This is a genomic window from Labrenzia sp. THAF82 (genome assembly GCF_009363435.1).
Taxonomy (GTDB): Bacteria; Pseudomonadota; Alphaproteobacteria; order Rhizobiales; family Stappiaceae; genus Roseibium; species Roseibium porphyridii.
Genome location: NZ_CP045354.1, coordinates 2,847,200 through 2,865,446, shown reverse-complemented (window position 1 = coordinate 2,865,446; position 18,247 = coordinate 2,847,200). Strand labels below are relative to the sequence as shown.

Genomic DNA, 18,247 nt, shown 5'->3' with positions numbered 1-18,247 from the left:
GCCTAACTGGGAGACCAGCCGCTTAAGCCAAATTGACAGGTCACAGGACGCGAAAGCATGGTGCCCGGTGTCGATGAACGGAGCCAATTCTCTATCCGATAGTGTGAGGTGCGCAAGAAACTGTTCAGAACACTTGATTTCGAAGTCTGAATACCGTTCAGTTCTAAATTGCCACCAGAATTCTGAGCGAGGCAACAATGGCGCTAGACGACAACAAAGGTCTTTCGTCGGCAACGGATTTGATCCGACCGTCCAACCTCGACTTTGAAGCACTTTTAAAACTCAGCAACGATGCCCTGGTTGTCCTGACATCGGATGGCACTCCAGTTTTCATTTCGCCTGCAGCAGAGCGTCTTTTTGGCTGGAGCGCGGAAAAGCTCCCGGAGCAATTGCGTGACATTGTCTATGTCGATGCTTCGAACAGTGATGCTGAATTGCTCCATCATATCCTGTCAGGCACCGCAGGGTTTGCCGCGCCCTTGCCTCTTGCAAGCCTTCAACTTCGCACTGCTTTCGGGCCACTTGTCTGGACTGAAGTCAGCAGCCACATCCTTCGAGACGAGAGTGGCACACCAGAGGCCTATGCCGTCTTTTTCAGGAACATCGCCAGGCAAAAGGAACTGGAGAGCCAACTCGAAGCCGCTTCGCAAACCGATCCGCTGACCGGCCTGTTCAACCGACGGGCATTTGAGGACAGCCTCCAGCGAGAATGGGCCATAGCGCTGCGCGAACAGACCCACACCAGTCTGATCAAGGTGTCCCTCGACCGGTTTGACGCAATCGCGGAGCACTATGGTTCCGATGCTGCGGAGACTTGCCTGGCGAAGGTAGCCAACACCCTGAAAGAAACTGCCAGAAGGCCTGCCGATGTTGCCGCACGCACGGCCACTTCGGAGTTTTCATTGCTCTTACCAAGAACACATGAGATGGGTGTTGAGACGATCAGCGCATATATCCACCAGGCGATCCAAGACCTTGGCATACCGAACGCCGACAACAAGGCGGGCAATGGCATTGTTACCGCATCGGTGGGGGCCGCATGCACTGTTCCTGAACAGACAGGAGTTTCGGAAAGTTCTGAATACATTCTGGCCGCAGCGGAAAGCTGCGTTTTCCAGGCCCGCCAAGAAGGCGGAAACCGCGTCAAGACGGTGATGAATTACCTAACAAAATAGTGTCGCTTAGCAATCTTCAGATGACTTGCCGAGGCCAACTTCGGCCCCTATTTTCGTGGCAAAGGCAACGGTGGGAAACGGGAAATGAGCGACAGGACTACGCGACAAGATGTACCAAAGGTGAGAAAAACCACCGCGGAATGGATGGACCAGCTGACGCCGGAACAGTTTTATGTCACGCGGCAATCCGGGACGGAACGCCCGTTCACCGGTCCACATTGGGACAACAAGCTGATCGGCCGGTACGATTGCATCTGCTGCGATGCCCCGCTGTTCATGTCAGATACCAAATTCGATGCAGGCTGCGGTTGGCCAAGCTTCTTTGAAGCCGTTCACACAGATGCTATCCGTGAACTTGAGGATCGTTCGCACGGCATGGTTCGAACGGAAATCCGTTGCGCACAATGCGACGCTCACCTTGGTCATGTTTTCCCCGATGGCCCGCCTCCAACAGGTTTGAGATATTGCCTCAATGGACATGCCATGAATTTCATCCATGGTGGCAGGCCTCCATCGGCCGTTTCCGAAGAAGAAACAGAAAGCAGCTGACAGGTTCCTTGCAATTGACGGAAATCGAGCGCCTGCGGCGCTCGAGGATCGTCAGCCGATAACTGCCAGTCCCATGATCACATTGCCTCCAAGCCCGGCGATATATGCTAGTGACCTCAGGAAGGGGATGCCGCTGATGTAAAGCGGCAAATAGGCGAGACGCGCCAAGAAGAAGAGGCTCGCCCCGAAAGTCGCCTGATCAACATCGGCTCCGGGCACAATCAGAGCCAAAACTCCAAGCGTCAGAAAGAAGGGCAGATTTTCCTTCAGATTGGAAAGGGCGCGGTCTGCTCTGCCTGCAATTTTACCACGCTCCGGCATCTCGTCCCGTCCGCCAACGATTTGCGAAATGGTGACATAAGGCAGCAAAAACAAAGCGCTGAAGTAAATCTGTGCCAGATAAAGCAGGAGAACAGCCAAGATCCATGTCGTCATTACGACCTCCGGAGTTCGTGTATTGCGTGGGATCTCTGGCAAACCTAAATTTTCTTCAATCCGCAGCAATTCCCTTGGAGGGAATATTCGGATGCGACCCAACAATGGCACTTGCTACCTGGCGGTATGATCAATGAATGTGCAAAGCCCAGCTTTTGGCAATTCACTCAAATCCTTGCGTCGTGAACGTGGCCTGTCACAAGTCGAGTTTGCCGGACGGATCGGCTCCACACAGCGTCATGTCTCCTTTCTTGAAACCGGACGTGCACACCCCAGCCGCTACATGATCCAACGGATCGAACGCGAGCTTGCCCTGCCCGTTGGACGCAGTCAGATCCTCTATGAAACCGCTGGTTTTTCGAGCCCTTACAAGTGCCGCGCGGAAAATTCGCCCGATGTTGTTGAGGCACTGGACCTCATTGAAACCCGTCTTCTTGCCAATTGGCCGTTTCCGGCTTTCGTGCTGGACAAACGCTGGACCATCCTGCGCTCCAACACGGCTGGAAAACTGTTCCTGGCTGGCCTGACGGAGTTACAAAACCAGCCTGCCAATCTGTTCAAGATCTTCCTGTCGCCCGCCTTTCGGGAAAGGGTTTTAAATTGGAAGGAAGCAGCGCCGATCTTCGCCGCCAGACTCTACCGTGAAGCCGCAGAGGATCCGGCGCTCGCCGATCTTCTTGAAGAGGCTCATGCCAGCGGCATCCTTGATGGATTGGACGAAACCTTTCGCGAAGATGTTCCAGTATTTGTCCCTGTCGAATTCATGGGGCCAGACGGAAGTCGACTTCGTGTGACATCCTTGTTGGGTCAGCTCGCATCGGTTCAGGATGCGGTCATTGAAGGCATGACCATAGAAATGATGGTTCCGATGGACGAGACCACTCAAAACTGCCTTCTGGCGGCAGGCACTCCGGCCGCAGTTGCTGGGTCAACTGCGGCGGAATGAATAACAAGAGAGTAATTGATTAATGCAGCAACTTATTGCTTCTTTCGCATTTTTGATGATTTCGGCGGGATTTTACGCTTCTCCCGTGAGTGCCGGCACGGTATCAGCCTTGCCCGAGGCCGTTTGGAACGGACAACAGACAAAGCCTGATCGCGGATTGCCCGATGGTGAATTTGCGCTCCATACGACACCCGACGGCCAATCAATCGCGGCCTGGTATGGATCCCCCACCGATCGATATCGCCACAACATCCTGGGCGACGCTATCGAAGCCGGAGCCTTGCACGTCGCTTTTCGCGACGGGCGGAAATACTCTCTCATCCTTCCAAGGGCGCAAGTTTTCGAGGACCGTACACCCCGGATTGTCGACTTGGACGGAGATGGCCAGCCTGAGATCATCACCATCAAGTCATATCAAAATGGCGGTGGCAGCGTCGCGATTTACGGCGTTCGAGGCAATGCGCTGGTGGAACTGGCAAACAATGAACCGATTGGCCGCGCCAACAGGTGGCTGAACATTGCCGGCATTGCAGATTACGCCGGAACCGGCTCGCAACAAATTGCCTATGTCGAGACACCCCACATTGGGGGAACACTCTACCTTCTGGAATGGCAGGGCAAAGAACTCACGCCGATTGCATCACTTCCTGGCTTCTCCAACCACAAGATCGGATCTCGGCACCAGGATCTCTCCGCTGACATTTCATGGACAGGAGACAGCAGACCGGAACTGGTCGTTCCGTCAGACAATCTGCGCCAATTGCGCGTCGTGGGAATTGAGAGTGGCCAGCTGAAGGAATTCAGCAAGATAGAGCTTTCTGCTCCAGTCCTGAAGCGTTTCGAACTTGAAAAAGGCGCGGGGCCGGACTGTGTGGGGTTCGATCTGGAGTCCGGCCAGGATGTCATCTTGTGCCCTCCGCGTTAGCCTGAGTAACGCATTCAGTCCAGCATTCCAGGTTCATCACGCTTCAGCCTTTTGAGCTGCAAGTATGCGCCCGATATTCACTTCTATCCAATCGGCAAAGTCGCGTACCTTAAGCGCGACTTCGCGCCCGATAGGTGTCAGGCTGTAGTCGACATGAGGTGGTACGACAGGATGGGAATACCGGTTGACGAAACCGTCGGCTTCAAGTGTCTGCAACGTTTGCGCCAGCATCTTTTCGCTGACGCCCCCCACTTTGCGCCGGAGCTCGGAGAACCGATGCTTCTGATCCAGCAGCGCAATCAACACCAACACACCCCAGCGGCTTGTCAGATGTTTCAGGATCTCACGCGAAGGACATTTCTGATTGAAAAGCTCCCCTTGCCGCAGCATCGCTGACAATGGTTTTGATGCTTCCGCATTCGTCTTGGTTGTGCCATCCGACTGATCTGTCATGCTTTTTCCCAAAATCCTGGTTCTGGCATTGAGCCGGCTTAAAACTAACCTTTTTGTATGTACTAACAAAAAGTAAGTACAAGGTCTACATGGAAAGCATCCGAACCAACATCGGTCGTTTGAAGGAGAAACACAATGATCGCAGTCACGGGTGCCAATGGCCAATTGGGACGCCTTGTCCTGAAACACCTTGCCAAACAAACCAGCGAGCAAGTTCGTGCATTGGTTCGAACACCTGCAAAGGGACAAGACATTGCTTCAGAGCAAATCTCCGTAGTGAAGGGAGACTATGACGATCCGGCGAGTCTTGCCGCCGCACTTTCAGGTGTTGAACGTCTTGTGGTTATCTCAGGGTCCGAAGTGGGCAAACGTGTTCCACAGCATGCGGCAATCATCGATGCAGCAAAAGCTGCCGGAGTGCAGTTCATTGTCTATACAAGCTTGCTGAACGTCCCCCAATCCAGTTTGATTTTGGGCGCAGAACACATTGAAACGGAAAAGCTGCTTGTAGAAAGCGGAATCGCCCACGCCATCTTGCGGAACGGCTGGTATCTTGAAAACTTCGCCGGAACTGTTGCCGCTGCGCTTGCCCACGGAGCCGTTATAGGTGCGAGTGGCGACGGCAAGTTTTCTGCTGCCGGACGAGAGGATTATGCCGAAGCTGCTGCCAAGGTGGTTGCCGGCACGGATCTTTCAACGCGTTCGTTTGATCTTGGTGGAACACCCGCGTTCACCCGTCGCGAGTTTGCCGAAGAGCTCTCCCGGCTATCCGGGCGCACCATTGCGTATAACAATCTGGACGAAACGGCTTACGCCGAAATACTTGTCCAGGCTGGCCTGCCGGAAGGACTTGCGAAAGCCTTGGCTGACGCGGATCGCGGCGCTGAGGCCGGCGAACTCGAAACGGCCTCAACAGACCTTGAAAAGCTTATAGGTCGCCCCGCCAAAACACTGCGGAGCTTTATCGAAGAAGCCTTGGCCACGTCCGAAAGGACAGTCTGATCCGGCTCTAAGAGGCTTTCCGATCAGGAGGCCCCTTTTGGGCAATTTAAAAACATCCTGCAATCCGTTGATAACGAAGCGGCTGCCAGTCTTTATGGCAGCGCTTCCCCTGCCTCAACGACTGACTATCCCAAGTCATTCATTCAAATCCCTGACCAATTTCATGAGCAAATTGAATTGGATTGTGCTGTGTAAAGCTGATAGCCCGGAACCTCATCACCGGAGCCTTCGACAAAGTGTCCAGATCAGCGACCCCTGATACTTATTCTCAGGACGGGCCCTACGCCTGGTTCCGGCTGGCGATCTGCATTCTGCTTGGAACTCTGGGCGGAGCTGGAATGTGGGCAGTCGTTATCGTGCTGCCCGCAGTTCAGAACGATTTCGGCATCGACCGGGCCGACGCGGCCCTGCCCTACACCGCAACCATGCTCGGATTTGCTGCCGGAAATTACATTCTCGGCAGATTTGTTGACCGTTACGGGATCGTGCTCCCGGTTATCGTTTCGGCTGTTTTCCTAAGTTCCGGATTTGCACTGGCCGCGCTCGCACCGAATGTATGGCTTTTCACTGTCGCTCAAGGGCTCTTGATCGGCCTTGGAACCTCGGCAACATTCGGCCCCTTGATTGCCGATATCTCACACTGGTTCTTAAAGCGGCGTGGTTTTGCCGTTGGTTGCGCTGCCTGCGGAAACTACCTGGCCGGCGTGCTTTGGCCCTCGATCATCCAATGGAGCCTTGGATTTACCGATTGGCGTGACACCTACCTGCTCATTGCTGCGATCTGCGTTGCCACCATGGTGCCACTGGCATTCATCCTGCGGCGTCCCCCACCTGAAAATGCCTTGTCGGCAACACCCTTGCACGCTGCCCGTTTCGGTGGACAGACCACAGGCCTGTCACCCGCCGCTCTCCAAACCCTGTTGGTGATTGCCGGTATTGCGTGTTGTGTCGCCATGTCGATGCCGCAGGTTCACATCGTGGCCTATTGCGTGGATCTCGGATATGGCGTTGCGCCCGGCGCTGACATGATAGCTCTTATGACAGGCGCAGGTGTGATCAGTCGGTTGGCCTCAGGCCTGATCGCCGACAAGATCGGCGGCATAAAAACACTTTTGCTCGGCTCGGTCGGACAGTGCCTTTCTCTGTTGTTGTTTATACCTTTTGACGGGCTGGCGTCGCTCTATCTCGTGTCCTTGATCTTCGGACTTTCACAAGGTGGCATCGTGCCGAGCTATGCCGTCATCGTGCGCGAATACCTGCCGGCAAGAGAAGCGGGACAACGTGTTGGCCTCGTAGTCATTTCGACCATCCTGGGAATGGCCCTTGGCGGCTGGCTCTCGGGCCTGATTTACGATTTGACCGGGTCATATGAAGCCGCGTTCCTCAACGGCATTGCCTGGAACCTCTTGAACATGGCCATTGCCATTTTCATCCTCTTCAGCGGTGGCCGCCGGTCTTCGCTCGCAGCAGGAGAATAAAGAACACTCCGCCGATCAATCCGGTCACAATCCCGATGGGCATATCCTCCGGGGCCATCAAGGTGCGCGCTGCAACATCCGCCCAGATCAGGAAAATAGCTCCAAGAAGCAAGGACGCAGGCAAGACACGCGTATAACTGCCCCCAACCAGGAACCGTGCAATATGTGGGATCATCAGACCGACAAATCCGATGATCCCGGAAAAAGCCACCATGACACCTGTGATAAGTGCGCCGACGACAAACACGGTGAAACGGAAACGGGTCACCGGGATACCAAGCGTTGCCGCAGTCTCATCACCAATGGTCATGGCATTGAGATCCGCAGCCCTGAGCATGAGATAGGGAACCGTCAGAAGTAGAATGCTGAGCGGAAACAGGAGATGAAGCCATTGGGCTAGCCCAAGACCTCCCAGCATCCAGAAAACAACTATATGCGTCGCTTTCGGATCTCCCAGAAAAATCAGCACATTGGCAAGCGACATGATGATGAAGGAGACAGCCACCCCGGCAAGCACAAGCTTGTCGGCGCTGGTGGCAACCGCAAAACGCGTAACCCCGAGGACCACGAGCGTGGCAATAAGCGCTCCGGCGAACGCCATCAGCGGAACGGTAAGCAACCCAAGGAAAAGCCCAGTGTGAAGCAGAGCAAGGATAGCGCCTGCGGCACCGCCCGATGATATCCCGAGAAGATGTGGATCAGCGAGCGGATTGCGTGTTACGGACTGCAGCGCAGCACCGACCACGGCCAGCCCAGCGCCGACAAAACCCGCAAGCAGAACCCTTGGAAACCGGATTTCCCAGACAATTGCCTCCCGGCCGCTCGACCAAGTCACGTCGAACAGACCTGGAACCAATTTGTTCGCAACAACACCAAGCACCGTTCCGGCCGGAACTGGAACAGCTCCGACCGAAACCGCGATAACCATAGAAAGGCAAAGGGCCGCGAAGCCAAGCAGAACCAGCCCGAGAAAACGCCAGCGCTTCCTTAGATCCGGTTCTTTTGTTGCCTCATTTAGGGATTGGCTATGGTGCGATCGCTGTAGCAAGGATCACTCGCCCCAAAATGCGTTGGCGAGCTTCTTCACGGCCTTGATGTTGCGCGGACCCGGTGTTGCCTCAACATACTCCAGTGTCACGAACCGGTCATTCTTGACCGCATCAATTTCGGCCAATGCGGGATTGTTTTTCATGAAATCGCGCTTCTGCTCAGCCGTGACCTTTCCGTAATTGACGATGACAATCATTTCCGGATCTGCCTCGACGACCGCCTCCCAGTCGACCGTTGCCCAGCTTTTCTCAAAGCTGTCCAGAACATTGATGCCCCCTGCAGCTTCGATCAGCGCAGTCGGCATGGCATATCGACCTGCCGTAAAGGGTTTGTCCTCACCACTGTCATAAACGAAAACGCGCAGCGGCTTTTCGCCGGCATTCAAATTGGATGTAAATGCGTCCAGCTCGGCCTTGTAGCCGGCCACCAGATCATAGGCTGCATCTTCCACGCCGAAGATTTTTCCAAGATTGATAAGGTCGTTGTACATGTCTCCCATGGAGACCTTTGGCTTTTCACCGATGTGAATGCAAGATTCCGTCAGTTCGTAGACTTTGATGCCAAATGGCTCCAGCGTCTCAGGCGTGACCTCGCCGCCAACCTTCATGCCGTAGTTCCAGCCTGCGAAATAAAAATCGGCATCTGCTCCAATCAGCACCTCTTTGGTCGGATATTTGGCGGAAAGCTCCGGCATTTCGGCAACTCCCTCGCGCATTTCCTCATCCAGCGTTTTCCAGCCTGAGATACCAGTGTAACCGACCATATGATCTCGAAGACCAAGAGCGAGCATCATTTCCGTGAGGTTCACATCGTTGGAAACCGCCGCTTTCGGCGGCTCGGAGAAAACAACCTCCCGGTCACAGCTCTGCACTGTGGTTTCTGCAAATGCAGAACCGGCCATAACGGTCACGACGAGACTAAGCGCAATACGTTTCATGATACGAGTTCCGTTTTCAAAGGTGAAAGGTGAGATATTGTTCGTGACTTTGACTAAGCCGCTCCTGTCGGACAAAGACGGAGTAAGCTTGTTCGATATGCGTTGGCGTCAGAACCTCTTCCGGAGTTCCAAAACCAAGTGATCTGCCTTTGTGCAAAAGCAGCACCTGATCACACACGCGGCCTGCCAGGTTGAGATCATGCAGACTGGTGACGATTGTGATGTTGAGGCTGCTGATCAGCGTCACGATTTCCAGTTGATGACGAATATCTAGGTGATTGGTCGGCTCATCAAGAATGAGAAGCTGCGGTTTTTGAGCCAGCGCGCGGGCCACCATAACTCGCTGGCGTTCGCCGCCTGAAAGGGTCCCGAGTGAACGTGCAGACAAGTCGTTGAGGCCCATACGCTCCAGGGCCTCATCGACAATTTCGGTATCCCGCCTACCGCCTCTGGCAAACCCCGAGCCGTGTGGGCGGCGCCCGAGTTCGACAATCTCACGAACGGAAAGTGCGAAATCTCCGGGTTGCTCTTGCAGGACCGCGGCAACTTTTTGCGCCGTTTCCCTTGCCGACATGGACCAGATGTCTTCGCCGTCGAGACGAACGGTCCCGGTAACCGGCTTGTGAAACCGATAGAGCAGCCGGAGCAGAGTGGATTTTCCAGCACCGTTGGCACCGGCGACCCCCAACACCTTGCCGGCAGGAACGTCAAAACTGACGCCGCTCAAAAGTGAATGTCCCCTGCCTGGCGACCATCCGACATCCTGAACACTGAGAACTGCACCGCTCATGAGGCTGCAGTCTCCTCAGCCTGGGTCAGGATCATCGCAGATGGAATGCGTGCGAGTGTGGTTTTCCGAAGTTTGCCCGGTCGCACCGTCGAAGAGCACCAACCATCTGTGAGGTCCTGATACTGCCGCGCAAAGGCAATAAGGTCCTCAATATCGGTCTCAGGGTCTATATCGCCAAACAGATAGGTCGCCTTGCCACTGGCTCGATAAGCAACCGTACAGGGCCTGTCGCAGCCGGCCATGCAGGCAATGCCGGACACTTCAAAATCGTCACCCACTATCGGTGTCGCAAGACGCATTGCGTCCTGAAGTTTCTTGATCAGCTCGAAACCCGGCCGGCAGCTGGTGCCCTTGTAGCGGCAGGATGTGCAGACAAAGATCTTGTGTTTGTCACCTTGCATCATCATTCTCCGCCACACTTTTCCCGAAACTGCCTGGTTCGTTCCCTTCCTGGGGACGCAAAATAACTTGCGGAGTACGGTCAGGTATAAAGTTCTGTAATGTTATTACATTACGAATCGGTTTTTTGGCAAGCCCCACAGGACGAGCGTTCGGCCGCATGGCTCGCGCGGCGCGTTCACTTAACGGGTCTGTAGCCTTCAGGAAGACAGGATCAATGGAATTGGTAGTCGTGTTGCTCCGGTTCATATCGCCCTCCGCGATGGCGCGGGGCGTTCAAGAACCGAATGTCAATTTGTGTCAGCAAAAATAGCCGATATGCCATGCCACTCGCTCCTCCAGGACACCCCGCCCGGGTTGAAGTTGAAAATGCAATGGCAGGTCTCCTGACTTACGGGTCGTCGCTTGCCTGATCCTTCCCGGGAAACCCAGTGGCGCTTTCAGGTTTGCTCGCCGTTCACAGTTGCGGGGGCAGTCACGGATTTGGTGCCTTCTGGCTACGCCTCACCGTGTTCCCTTTTAATCCCGATCCGGTCTCGGATTCGGAAACCATTGAAAACTGATTGCCGCAATTTTGTAGTTGAGTCAATCAAGCCATTCACCCTAGGGGAAATAGTTGGACACCCTAAATCAACATTTTGGTTGGGAAAACAAACGAACAGGACACCGAAGCCGCCTGCTCCAGTTTCAACGGTCGAGCGAGCAGTAAGTCGTCATCGCGGAAATTTTGAACCTGGAAGTTCCACGGGTCTTTCCGCGCGAGGTGCTCAGCAATGGCATTTTGGACATTTTTTAGGAACGAGCCCGCCCAACATGTATTGCAGTCGATGAGGCAACGTGACCGAGTGACCGGTTGCCGCAGGGCATGGCGCCGCAGGCAAGCCAATTTCGATTGTAGCCGATAAGTAGAATTCCATATTCAGCAGCAAGAGTTGACAGCTTGAAAGGTGTCACATGGAAGAACTGCTGTTAAGCCGGATCCAGTTTGCCGCGAATATCTCGTTTCACATCCTGTTTCCGACAATCACCATCGCCCTCGGTTGGGTGTTGCTGTTTTTCAAGCTTCGTTTCAATGCAACCGCTGACGACCGCTGGATGGCGGCCTACCGGTTCTGGGTAAAGGTGTTCGCGTTGTCCTTCGGCCTTGGTGTCGTTAGTGGCATTACGATGAGCTTTCAGTTCGGAACAAACTGGCCCGGCTTCATGGAAACGGTCGGAAATGTCGCCGGGCCGCTCCTGGCTTATGAGGTGTTGACTGCCTTTTTCCTGGAAGCTGCGTTTCTCGGCATCATGCTGTTCGGATCGCGCCGGGTCCCCAACTGGCTGCATACATTGGCAACCTTCCTGGTTGCATTCGGAACCACAGTCAGCGCGTTCTGGATCCTGGTTCTGAATTCCTGGATGCACACTCCGACCGGGTTTGAGCTGAGAGACGGTGTGGTCCACGCAACTGACTGGATGGCGATCGTCTTCAACCCATCGATGCCGTACCGTCTGGCGCATATGCTGCTGGCGAGTGGTCTGACCGTGGCATTCCTGATTACCGGGGTCTCCGCTTATCGACGCCTGATCGGCGACACGTCAAAAGGTGTGCGGCTTTCTTTCAAAACAGGCATCTGGATGGCGGCCATTCTTATCCCGGTGCAAATCTATGCAGGAGATCTGCATGGTCTGAACACCCTCGAACATCAGCCACAAAAAGTTGCGGCGATGGAAGGCAACTGGACCACGGGATCAAATGTTCCGCTACTGCTGTTCGCCCTTCCCGATGAAGAAGCGCGAGAGAACCGCTTTGAACTGGCTGTCCCGAATGGTGCGTCCTTGATCCTGAAACACGATCCGGACGGTGTCGTTCCCGGATTGAACGATTTTTACGCGGCAGATGGATCGCCCTTGCACCCGCCCGTTGCACCGGTCTTCTGGTCTTTCCGCGTGATGGTCGGAACTGGAATGCTGATGCTGTTGGCAAGCTGGGGAACGCTGGTCGCCCTGCGCCGCAGTGGCGGAATTGACAAGCTTAATCCCTGGATACTGCGAGGTCTCGTGGCAATGACCTTCTCGGGCTGGATCGCAACGCTGGCTGGCTGGTACACGACGGAAATCGGACGGCAACCCTGGTTGGTTCAGGGGGTACTGACCACAGAAGCAGCGGTTGCCGACGTGCCCGCAGGCATGGTTGCCTCGACCCTTGCGGCCTATCTCGCTGTCTACGCTGTGTTACTGGCCGCCTATATCACCGTGATCTTCCGCCTCGCCCGAAAATCCACAAACACCGACGCACGCCCTCATTCAGGGGCGGCGCAGGTCTCGCTCGTGCCCGCGGAGTAATCAAAATGACCCTTTTCGGAGATCCCGCAACCTGGCTTCCACTCGCCTTTGCCGCACTGATGGGTCTGTCAATCCTGGTCTATGTCATTCTTGACGGCTTTGATCTTGGCGTCGGCATCTTGTTTCCCTTGGCAACTGATGCGGAGAAGGACCGAATGGTCGCCGCTATCGGGCCCTTCTGGGATGCCAATGAAACCTGGCTTGTTCTGGCCGTCGGATTGCTGCTTGTTGCCTTTCCCGCCGCACACGGAACGATATTGACCGCGCTCTATCTGCCGGTCGCGATCATGCTGATTGGCTTAATTTTGAGGGGCGTTGCGTTCGAATTCAGGGCCAAGACCACCGGCACTCAAAAAGCGCGCTGGAACCTGGCCTTTTTCCTGGGCTCCCTGTCCGCTTCCCTTTCGCAGGGCTATATGCTCGGCATCTACATTATGGGCCTGGAACAGAGCGCAACGACCGTTGCCTTCGGATTGCTGACCGCGGTCTGCCTGACCGCAGGTTACGGACTGATCGGAGCAAGCTGGCTGATCATCAAAACCGAAGGCGACCTGCAGACAAGAGCTGTCAATTGGGCTCGCCGAAACCTCTGGGGTGTGATCCTCGGACTGGGTGCCGTTTCTTTGGCAAGTCCCCTTGTCAGCAGCAGGATTTTTGAGAAGTGGTTCTCCTTTCCCTCCATCATCCTGCTGGCTCCGTTGCCACTCATGTCCGCGCTCCTCCTGTTCGTATTGTGGACTGCACTGAAACACCTGCCCGACAGCAAGGATAGATGGAGCTGGGTTCCCTTCTCCGTAACGGCGACGCTGTTCACGCTCGCCTTTTCAGGGCTCGCATACTCGTTTTATCCTTACGTGGTCCCGGAAAAACTCACCCTTTACGAGAGCGCCAGCGCTCCGGAGAGCCTCTTTATCATTTTGCTGGGGGCAATCTTCGTGCTGCCCGTGATCATCGGCTACACGATCTTGGCCTACACGGTGTTCCGCGGCAAAGCGACGGAGCTGACTTACGATTGATCTGGCGTTTCCGGTGTCGGTGGCTTTGGCTAAGGTCTTTGCAGTTTTGACAGTGCTCAGCGCCTGCAGGGCCAAGACCATGCGGGAAACAATGACTTTTTCAAAGGCGTCGACCTTGCCTTCATCATGGAAAAAACCTACCTCGGAACCATGAAACAGGATGCTTTTCCCCCGCGCGCCGAAGCGCGCCCCGAAACCCTCGTGACACACGGGATCTCCCGCCAGGACGACTATGGCTGGCTTCGAGCCGATAACTGGCAAGAAGTCATGCGCGATCCGTCCGTCCTTGATGCGGACATTCGCGCCTATCTGGAAGCTGAAAACGCCTTTCAGGAAAGTCAGATGGCCGCTACCAAAGAGCTGCAGGAAACGCTCTTTGGTGAAATGCGAGGCCGGATCAAGGAAGACGACAGCTCCGTCCCATCGCCCGACGGGCCATATGCCTATGCTCTGAAATATGAGACCGGTGGACAGCAACCCATCTTTTTCCGCACACCTCGTGACGGCGGCAAGGAAACCGTTTTGCTGCACGGCGACAAGGAAGCTGAGGGAAAGGCCTATTTCAAGATTGGCACAGCCAGCCAGTCACCCGATCACAAGCTCCTGGCCTGGGCCTACGATGACAAGGGTTCGGAATACTATTCAATGCAGCTCCGTGACATCGAGAGCGGCAAGGATCTTGACTATCGCATCGAGGACACCGGCGGCGGCGGCGTCTTTTGCGCAGACAGCAAATTTGTCTTCTACATCCGGCTGGATGACAATCATCGGCCCTCCAAGCTTTTCCGCCACGAGATCGGCACCGATCCGGCCAACGATGTTCTGGTCTACGAAGAAAAGGACAGCGGTTTCTTCATGGGAGTGGGCAAGACCCAGTCCGGCGACACGATCCTTATCGACATCCATGACCATGAAACGTCAGAAGTCTGGATGATCCCGGCGAACAGGCCGGAAACACCTCCAGTCCTGATTGCCCCGCGCGATACAGGTGTCGAATATTCCGTCGATGACCATGGCAACACGCTCTACATCCTGACGAACCTTGGAGATGCGGAAGACTTCAAGATCGTAACAGCTCCCAAGGCGACGCCGGGCCGCGAGTTCTGGACAGACCTTGTGCCCCACAAGCCCGGCTGTCTCGTGCTCTCTCACTGTGTCTACAAGACCTTCATGACACGGCTGGAACGAGAAGATGGCCTTCCTCGCATTGTCATCCGCCGTTTGACCGACAATATTGAACACTCGATCGCATTCGACGAAGAAGCGTATTCATTGGGCGCTGGTGGCGGCTACGAGTTCGATACGACGACCATTCGCTTCACCTATTCTTCCATGACCACGCCTTCGCAGACCTTCGACTACAATGTCGAAACCCGTGAAAGGGTCCTGCGCAAGGAACAGGAAGTGCCATCCGGCCACACCGCCTCTGACTACGTGACTAGACGTCTGATGGCACCGGCAGAAGATGGAGAAACGGTTCCCGTCTCGATTTTGTATCGCAAGGACACAAAACTTGACGGTTCTGCCCCGCTGCTTCTTTACGGCTACGGCTCCTACGGCATCAGCATACCGGCAAGTTTCAACACGAATTGTCTTTCGCTGGTTGACCGCGGCTTCGTTTATGCCATTGCCCACATGCGTGGCGGCAAGGAAAAGGGGTTCCGCTGGTACAAGGAAGGCCGCCGGGAGAAGAAAAAGAACACCTTCACGGACTTCATCGCGGCAGCGGATCATCTCGTTTCGGAGAAGTTCTCTGGCTATGACCGTATCATTGCCCACGGCGGATCTGCTGGCGGGATGCTGATGGGCGCCGTTGCCAACCTGGCTCCTGAGAAATTCGGCGGCATTATTGCCGAGGTCCCATTTGTCGACGTTCTGGCAACGATGCTTGACGACACGCTGCCTCTGACACCGCCGGAATGGCCGGAATGGGGCAATCCGATTACGGACAAATCGGCCTACGAATACATCGCCTCCTATTCTCCCTACGACAATGTTTCGGCAAAGGACTATCCTGCAATCCTGGCGGTTGCCGGCCTCACCGACCCGCGTGTCACCTATTGGGAGCCCGCAAAATGGGTCGCCAAACTGCGTGCCGTTAAAACCGACGACAGCCTCCTGATGCTCAAAACCAACATGGAGGCGGGTCACGGCGGGGCGTCAGGTCGCTTTGACCGGCTCAAGGAAGTTGCACTGGTTCAGGCCTTTGCGCTGATGGTGGCCGGAAAGGCCTAGACCTGATTTAAGACCGCAAGTTTTCTGAATATCAAAAACGCCCGACCTTCCATGGTTGGGCGTTTATTTGGGTTGGTCAATTTGTCTGAAAAAACGAAGAGTTCCTCGGTAGTCGCCGCAACTGCCGAATAGAAGAGGATCGTCGTTAGGGTCCCCTTTGTTTGGCTCGGTCGAAGCGCCAACGAAAGTTAGCCTGTTCTGCAAAACGCAGAACAAAAGTACGTCGGCGGCAGTGGCTGAGGAAACCTGGATTTTCCTATCACGAAAAGTTTAAATGAACACCGGACACGCATGCGGGTCCGGTGTTTCTTTTGTCCTGAAATGACTTAGGTTGTTTCGATAATCAGACCAAACAACAGTTGATGGGGATGTCATGACAAAGTCATTACGCCAAACTGGCCGTTTCGCAGCCGGTTTAACGCTCGCCGCTGCCCTGCTTTCTTCCGTTTCTCTTGCAAGCGCTGCAGAGCTCAAGTGGTCTTCGCCGACCGACCCGCAGACCATGGATCCTCACGCGGTTAACTCCGCGCCTGTGCTCGGCTTCTTGAACAATGTTTATGAGGGTCTGGTCCGTCGCGACAAGGACATGGCAATCGAGGGTTCCCTCGCTGAAAGCTGGGAACCGCTTGGCGGCGACGGTTGGCGCTTCAACCTGCGCAAGGACGTCAAGTTCCATGACGGTGCAGATTTCACTGCGGAAGACGTTCTCTTTTCCTATGAGCGCGCTTCTTCCGAAGAGGCCGACACCAGTTCGTGGTTCGCACCGGTCAAAGAAGTCAAGATTGTTGACGACCACACCATCGACTTTCTGACGCATGCACCAAACCCGATATTCCCCGATTCCATTGCGAATTTCATGATCCTGGACAAGGGTTGGGCAGAGGCCAATGGCGCTGAACGGCCAGCCAAGGACAGCGAAACCTACGCTACATTGAACGCAAACGGCACCGGCCCATTCAAGCTGGCCTCTCGCGAGCCCGGTGTTCAAACCGTGCTTGAGCCCAACGAGGGCTGGTGGGACGAAAAGAAACACAACCTCACAAAGGCAACCTTTATTCCGATTGCCAACCCAGCGACCGCGGTCGCCGGTCTTCTGAGCGGGCAGGTCGATCTGATCAATCCGGTGCCTGTGCAGGACGTCGGACGCATCGAAGGCCAGGATGGCCTGACGCTTCACCAGGGCATTGAAGCCAGGGTGATCATGCTTGGTTTTGCCCACGGCCATGATGCTCTGAAGTACTCGAACGAGACCTCCGACAAGAACCCCTTTCAGGATGTGAAGGTCCGCGAAGCAGTTCAAAAGGCAATCAGCGCGGAAGCGCTTGTCGACAAGATCATGCGCGGCAATGCCGAGGTTGCCAGCCAGTTGGTCAGCCCCCAGATGAAGGGCTTCAGCGAAGCAGCAAGCGAACGCATCGGATATGATCCGGACGGCGCCAAGGCCCTGCTGAACGAAGCGGGTTACCCGGACGGGTTCTCCTTTGGCCTGATGTGCCCGAATGACCGGTACATCAATGACGAAGCACTCTGCAAGGCAATGGCGGCAATGCTGACACAGGCCGGTATGAAAGCCGACCTCAAGGCCATGCCCGTTCGAAACTACTGGCCGGAGCTTAGGGCCGGCAATTTCGACATGTACCTTCTGGGTTGGTCACCGGGAACCTTCGACGCGGAACATCCGGTCCGTTTCCTCGTCACCACAAAAAATGACGAGAAAAAACTCGGCAGCTGGAACTTCGGTGGTTACTCCAACGAACGCGTCGATGAACTTCTCCCTCAGATTCAGAAAGAAATCGATGCAGACAAACGTCAGGCAATGCTGGATGAAGTGGCCACGATGATCCGCGATGATGTCGTCTATGTCCCGCTTCATGTACAGCCGCTGCTCTGGGGATCGAAATCCAATATCGACCTGACCCAGCGTGCCGACAACTTCCTCATGCTCCGTTGGATCAACGTAAACTAGGTCCTAAAAACCCGCATACCTGAAAGCCGGCGCGATGCGTCGGCTTTTTTTTGTTGATCTCACCAAACCAATTCTATCTGCTGCTTCTTTAACAAGACCAAGAGGTACACCTTACCTACTGATCTTTTTCTAAGGATCAGCCCCATAAAATTTCTCTGCAAATAAACTGAAATCCGGTTCAAGTTCCTGAATAGGAGTTCGTCGATGACAGACAGGAATTCCGATCCGGCAATGAGCAATACTCGTCGAAATGATCTTGCTCACATTTCACACAATCCTAAAAAGCGAGGCGACTTGGAGTGATCTATAGACTATTTATCTCATTACTCAGCGCACTAACAGTCACCTTAGCAGTAAACTCGACCACGGTAAGAGCAGAAATAATGCCTCTTAACGGCGAGCAAAACCTCGCAGTAATAGCTTACTTCATGCCGGAAAATTACTCAGGTAACTCAGAGTTCGAACAGTGCGCTCGCCTTTGGAGAGTTAACAAAAACGCTGATTTTTGCGAAGAATACTATTCAGAAATCGTCGCATTTGCAGAAGAGCGAGCCGGATCCTTG

16 protein-coding genes and 1 riboswitch are annotated in these 18,247 nt (G+C 54.8%); of the genes, 10 read left to right on the top strand and 6 right to left on the bottom strand.

Annotated elements, in window-relative coordinates:
• Positions 1-197 precede the first annotated feature (197 nt).
• Both FIV00_RS13475 and msrB read left to right on the top strand, forming a co-directional pair.
• The gene (locus FIV00_RS13475) at positions 198-1,175 is read left to right on the top strand and encodes a diguanylate cyclase domain-containing protein (protein WP_152501231.1); all 978 of its coding nucleotides are present in this window, start codon (positions 198-200) and stop codon (positions 1,173-1,175) included.
• Between the two features lie 84 nt (positions 1,176-1,259).
• Positions 1,260-1,724: a peptide-methionine (R)-S-oxide reductase MsrB gene (msrB, locus tag FIV00_RS13470; protein WP_152501230.1), complete on the top strand. Its 465-nt coding sequence runs from the start codon at positions 1,260-1,262 to the stop codon at positions 1,722-1,724.
• Between the two features lie 51 nt (positions 1,725-1,775).
• Here msrB and FIV00_RS13465 read toward each other — a convergent pair whose 3' ends face one another.
• The gene (locus tag FIV00_RS13465) at positions 1,776-2,159 is read right to left on the bottom strand and encodes an MAPEG family protein (RefSeq protein ID WP_152501229.1); all 384 of its coding nucleotides are present in this window, start codon (positions 2,157-2,159) and stop codon (positions 1,776-1,778) included.
• A 133-nt stretch (positions 2,160-2,292) separates the two neighbouring features.
• Between FIV00_RS13465 and FIV00_RS13460 the strand changes: the two genes are divergently transcribed.
• Both FIV00_RS13460 and FIV00_RS13455 read left to right on the top strand, forming a co-directional pair.
• Positions 2,293-3,105, top strand: coding sequence for a helix-turn-helix domain-containing protein (locus FIV00_RS13460; protein ID WP_152501228.1), 813 nt, complete (start codon positions 2,293-2,295; stop codon positions 3,103-3,105).
• Positions 3,106-3,127: 22 nt separating this feature from the next.
• Positions 3,128-4,030 (top strand): hypothetical protein, encoded by a 903-nt coding sequence (locus tag FIV00_RS13455; protein WP_152501227.1) that lies wholly within the window; start codon positions 3,128-3,130, stop codon positions 4,028-4,030.
• Between the two features lie 36 nt (positions 4,031-4,066).
• Here FIV00_RS13455 and FIV00_RS13450 read toward each other — a convergent pair whose 3' ends face one another.
• Positions 4,067-4,483 carry a helix-turn-helix domain-containing protein gene (locus FIV00_RS13450; RefSeq protein WP_152501226.1) on the bottom strand — a complete coding sequence of 139 codons (417 nt, stop codon included), beginning with the start codon at positions 4,481-4,483 and terminating at the stop codon, positions 4,067-4,069.
• Between the two features lie 135 nt (positions 4,484-4,618).
• Between FIV00_RS13450 and FIV00_RS13445 the strand changes: the two genes are divergently transcribed.
• Together FIV00_RS13445 and FIV00_RS13440 are read left to right on the top strand one after the other, a co-directional pair.
• Positions 4,619-5,485, top strand: a complete 867-nt coding sequence (locus FIV00_RS13445) for an SDR family oxidoreductase (protein WP_152501225.1) — start codon at positions 4,619-4,621, stop codon at positions 5,483-5,485.
• 236 nt (positions 5,486-5,721) lie between these two features.
• The gene (locus tag FIV00_RS13440; RefSeq protein WP_152501224.1) at positions 5,722-6,963 is read left to right on the top strand and encodes an MFS transporter; all 1,242 of its coding nucleotides are present in this window, start codon (positions 5,722-5,724) and stop codon (positions 6,961-6,963) included.
• Here FIV00_RS13440 and FIV00_RS13435 read toward each other — a convergent pair.
• From FIV00_RS13435 to FIV00_RS13420, 4 genes are all read right to left on the bottom strand, one after another.
• Complete coding sequence (locus tag FIV00_RS13435; protein ID WP_152504259.1) at positions 6,923-7,891, bottom strand: iron ABC transporter permease; 969 nt, start codon at positions 7,889-7,891, stop codon at positions 6,923-6,925. The two genes, FIV00_RS13440 and FIV00_RS13435, sit on opposite strands and share 41 nt — an antisense overlap.
• Before the next feature lie 123 nt (positions 7,892-8,014).
• Positions 8,015-8,950: an ABC transporter substrate-binding protein gene (locus tag FIV00_RS13430; protein WP_152501223.1), complete on the bottom strand. Its 936-nt coding sequence runs from the start codon at positions 8,948-8,950 to the stop codon at positions 8,015-8,017.
• Between the two features lie 16 nt (positions 8,951-8,966).
• Complete coding sequence (locus tag FIV00_RS13425) at positions 8,967-9,740, bottom strand: ABC transporter ATP-binding protein (protein WP_152501222.1); 774 nt, start codon at positions 9,738-9,740, stop codon at positions 8,967-8,969.
• Entirely contained in the window at positions 9,737-10,147 is a 411-nt protein-coding gene (locus FIV00_RS13420; protein ID WP_335343019.1) for a DUF1636 domain-containing protein, read from the bottom strand. The genes FIV00_RS13425 and FIV00_RS13420 overlap by 4 nt, the downstream gene beginning before the upstream one ends.
• Before the next feature lie 350 nt (positions 10,148-10,497).
• A riboswitch (cobalamin riboswitch) is annotated at positions 10,498-10,708 on the bottom strand.
• A gap of 385 nt (positions 10,709-11,093) precedes the next feature.
• On the opposite strand from FIV00_RS13420, the gene FIV00_RS13415 reads away from it, so the two are divergent.
• The 4 genes from FIV00_RS13415 to FIV00_RS13400 all read left to right on the top strand — a co-directional run bounded on the left by FIV00_RS13415 (position 11,094) and on the right by FIV00_RS13400 (position 17,684).
• On the top strand, positions 11,094-12,467 hold the full coding sequence (locus tag FIV00_RS13415) for a cytochrome ubiquinol oxidase subunit I (protein ID WP_152501221.1): 1,374 nt from the start codon (positions 11,094-11,096) through the stop codon (positions 12,465-12,467).
• A gap of 5 nt (positions 12,468-12,472) precedes the next feature.
• Entirely contained in the window at positions 12,473-13,483 is a 1,011-nt protein-coding gene (locus tag FIV00_RS13410; RefSeq protein ID WP_152501220.1) for a cytochrome d ubiquinol oxidase subunit II, read from the top strand.
• A gap of 150 nt (positions 13,484-13,633) precedes the next feature.
• On the top strand, positions 13,634-15,718 hold the full coding sequence (locus FIV00_RS13405; protein WP_152504257.1) for a S9 family peptidase: 2,085 nt from the start codon (positions 13,634-13,636) through the stop codon (positions 15,716-15,718).
• Positions 15,719-16,091: 373 nt separating this feature from the next.
• Complete coding sequence (locus tag FIV00_RS13400) at positions 16,092-17,684, top strand: ABC transporter substrate-binding protein (protein ID WP_152501219.1); 1,593 nt, start codon at positions 16,092-16,094, stop codon at positions 17,682-17,684.
• Positions 17,685-18,247 lie beyond the last annotated feature (563 nt).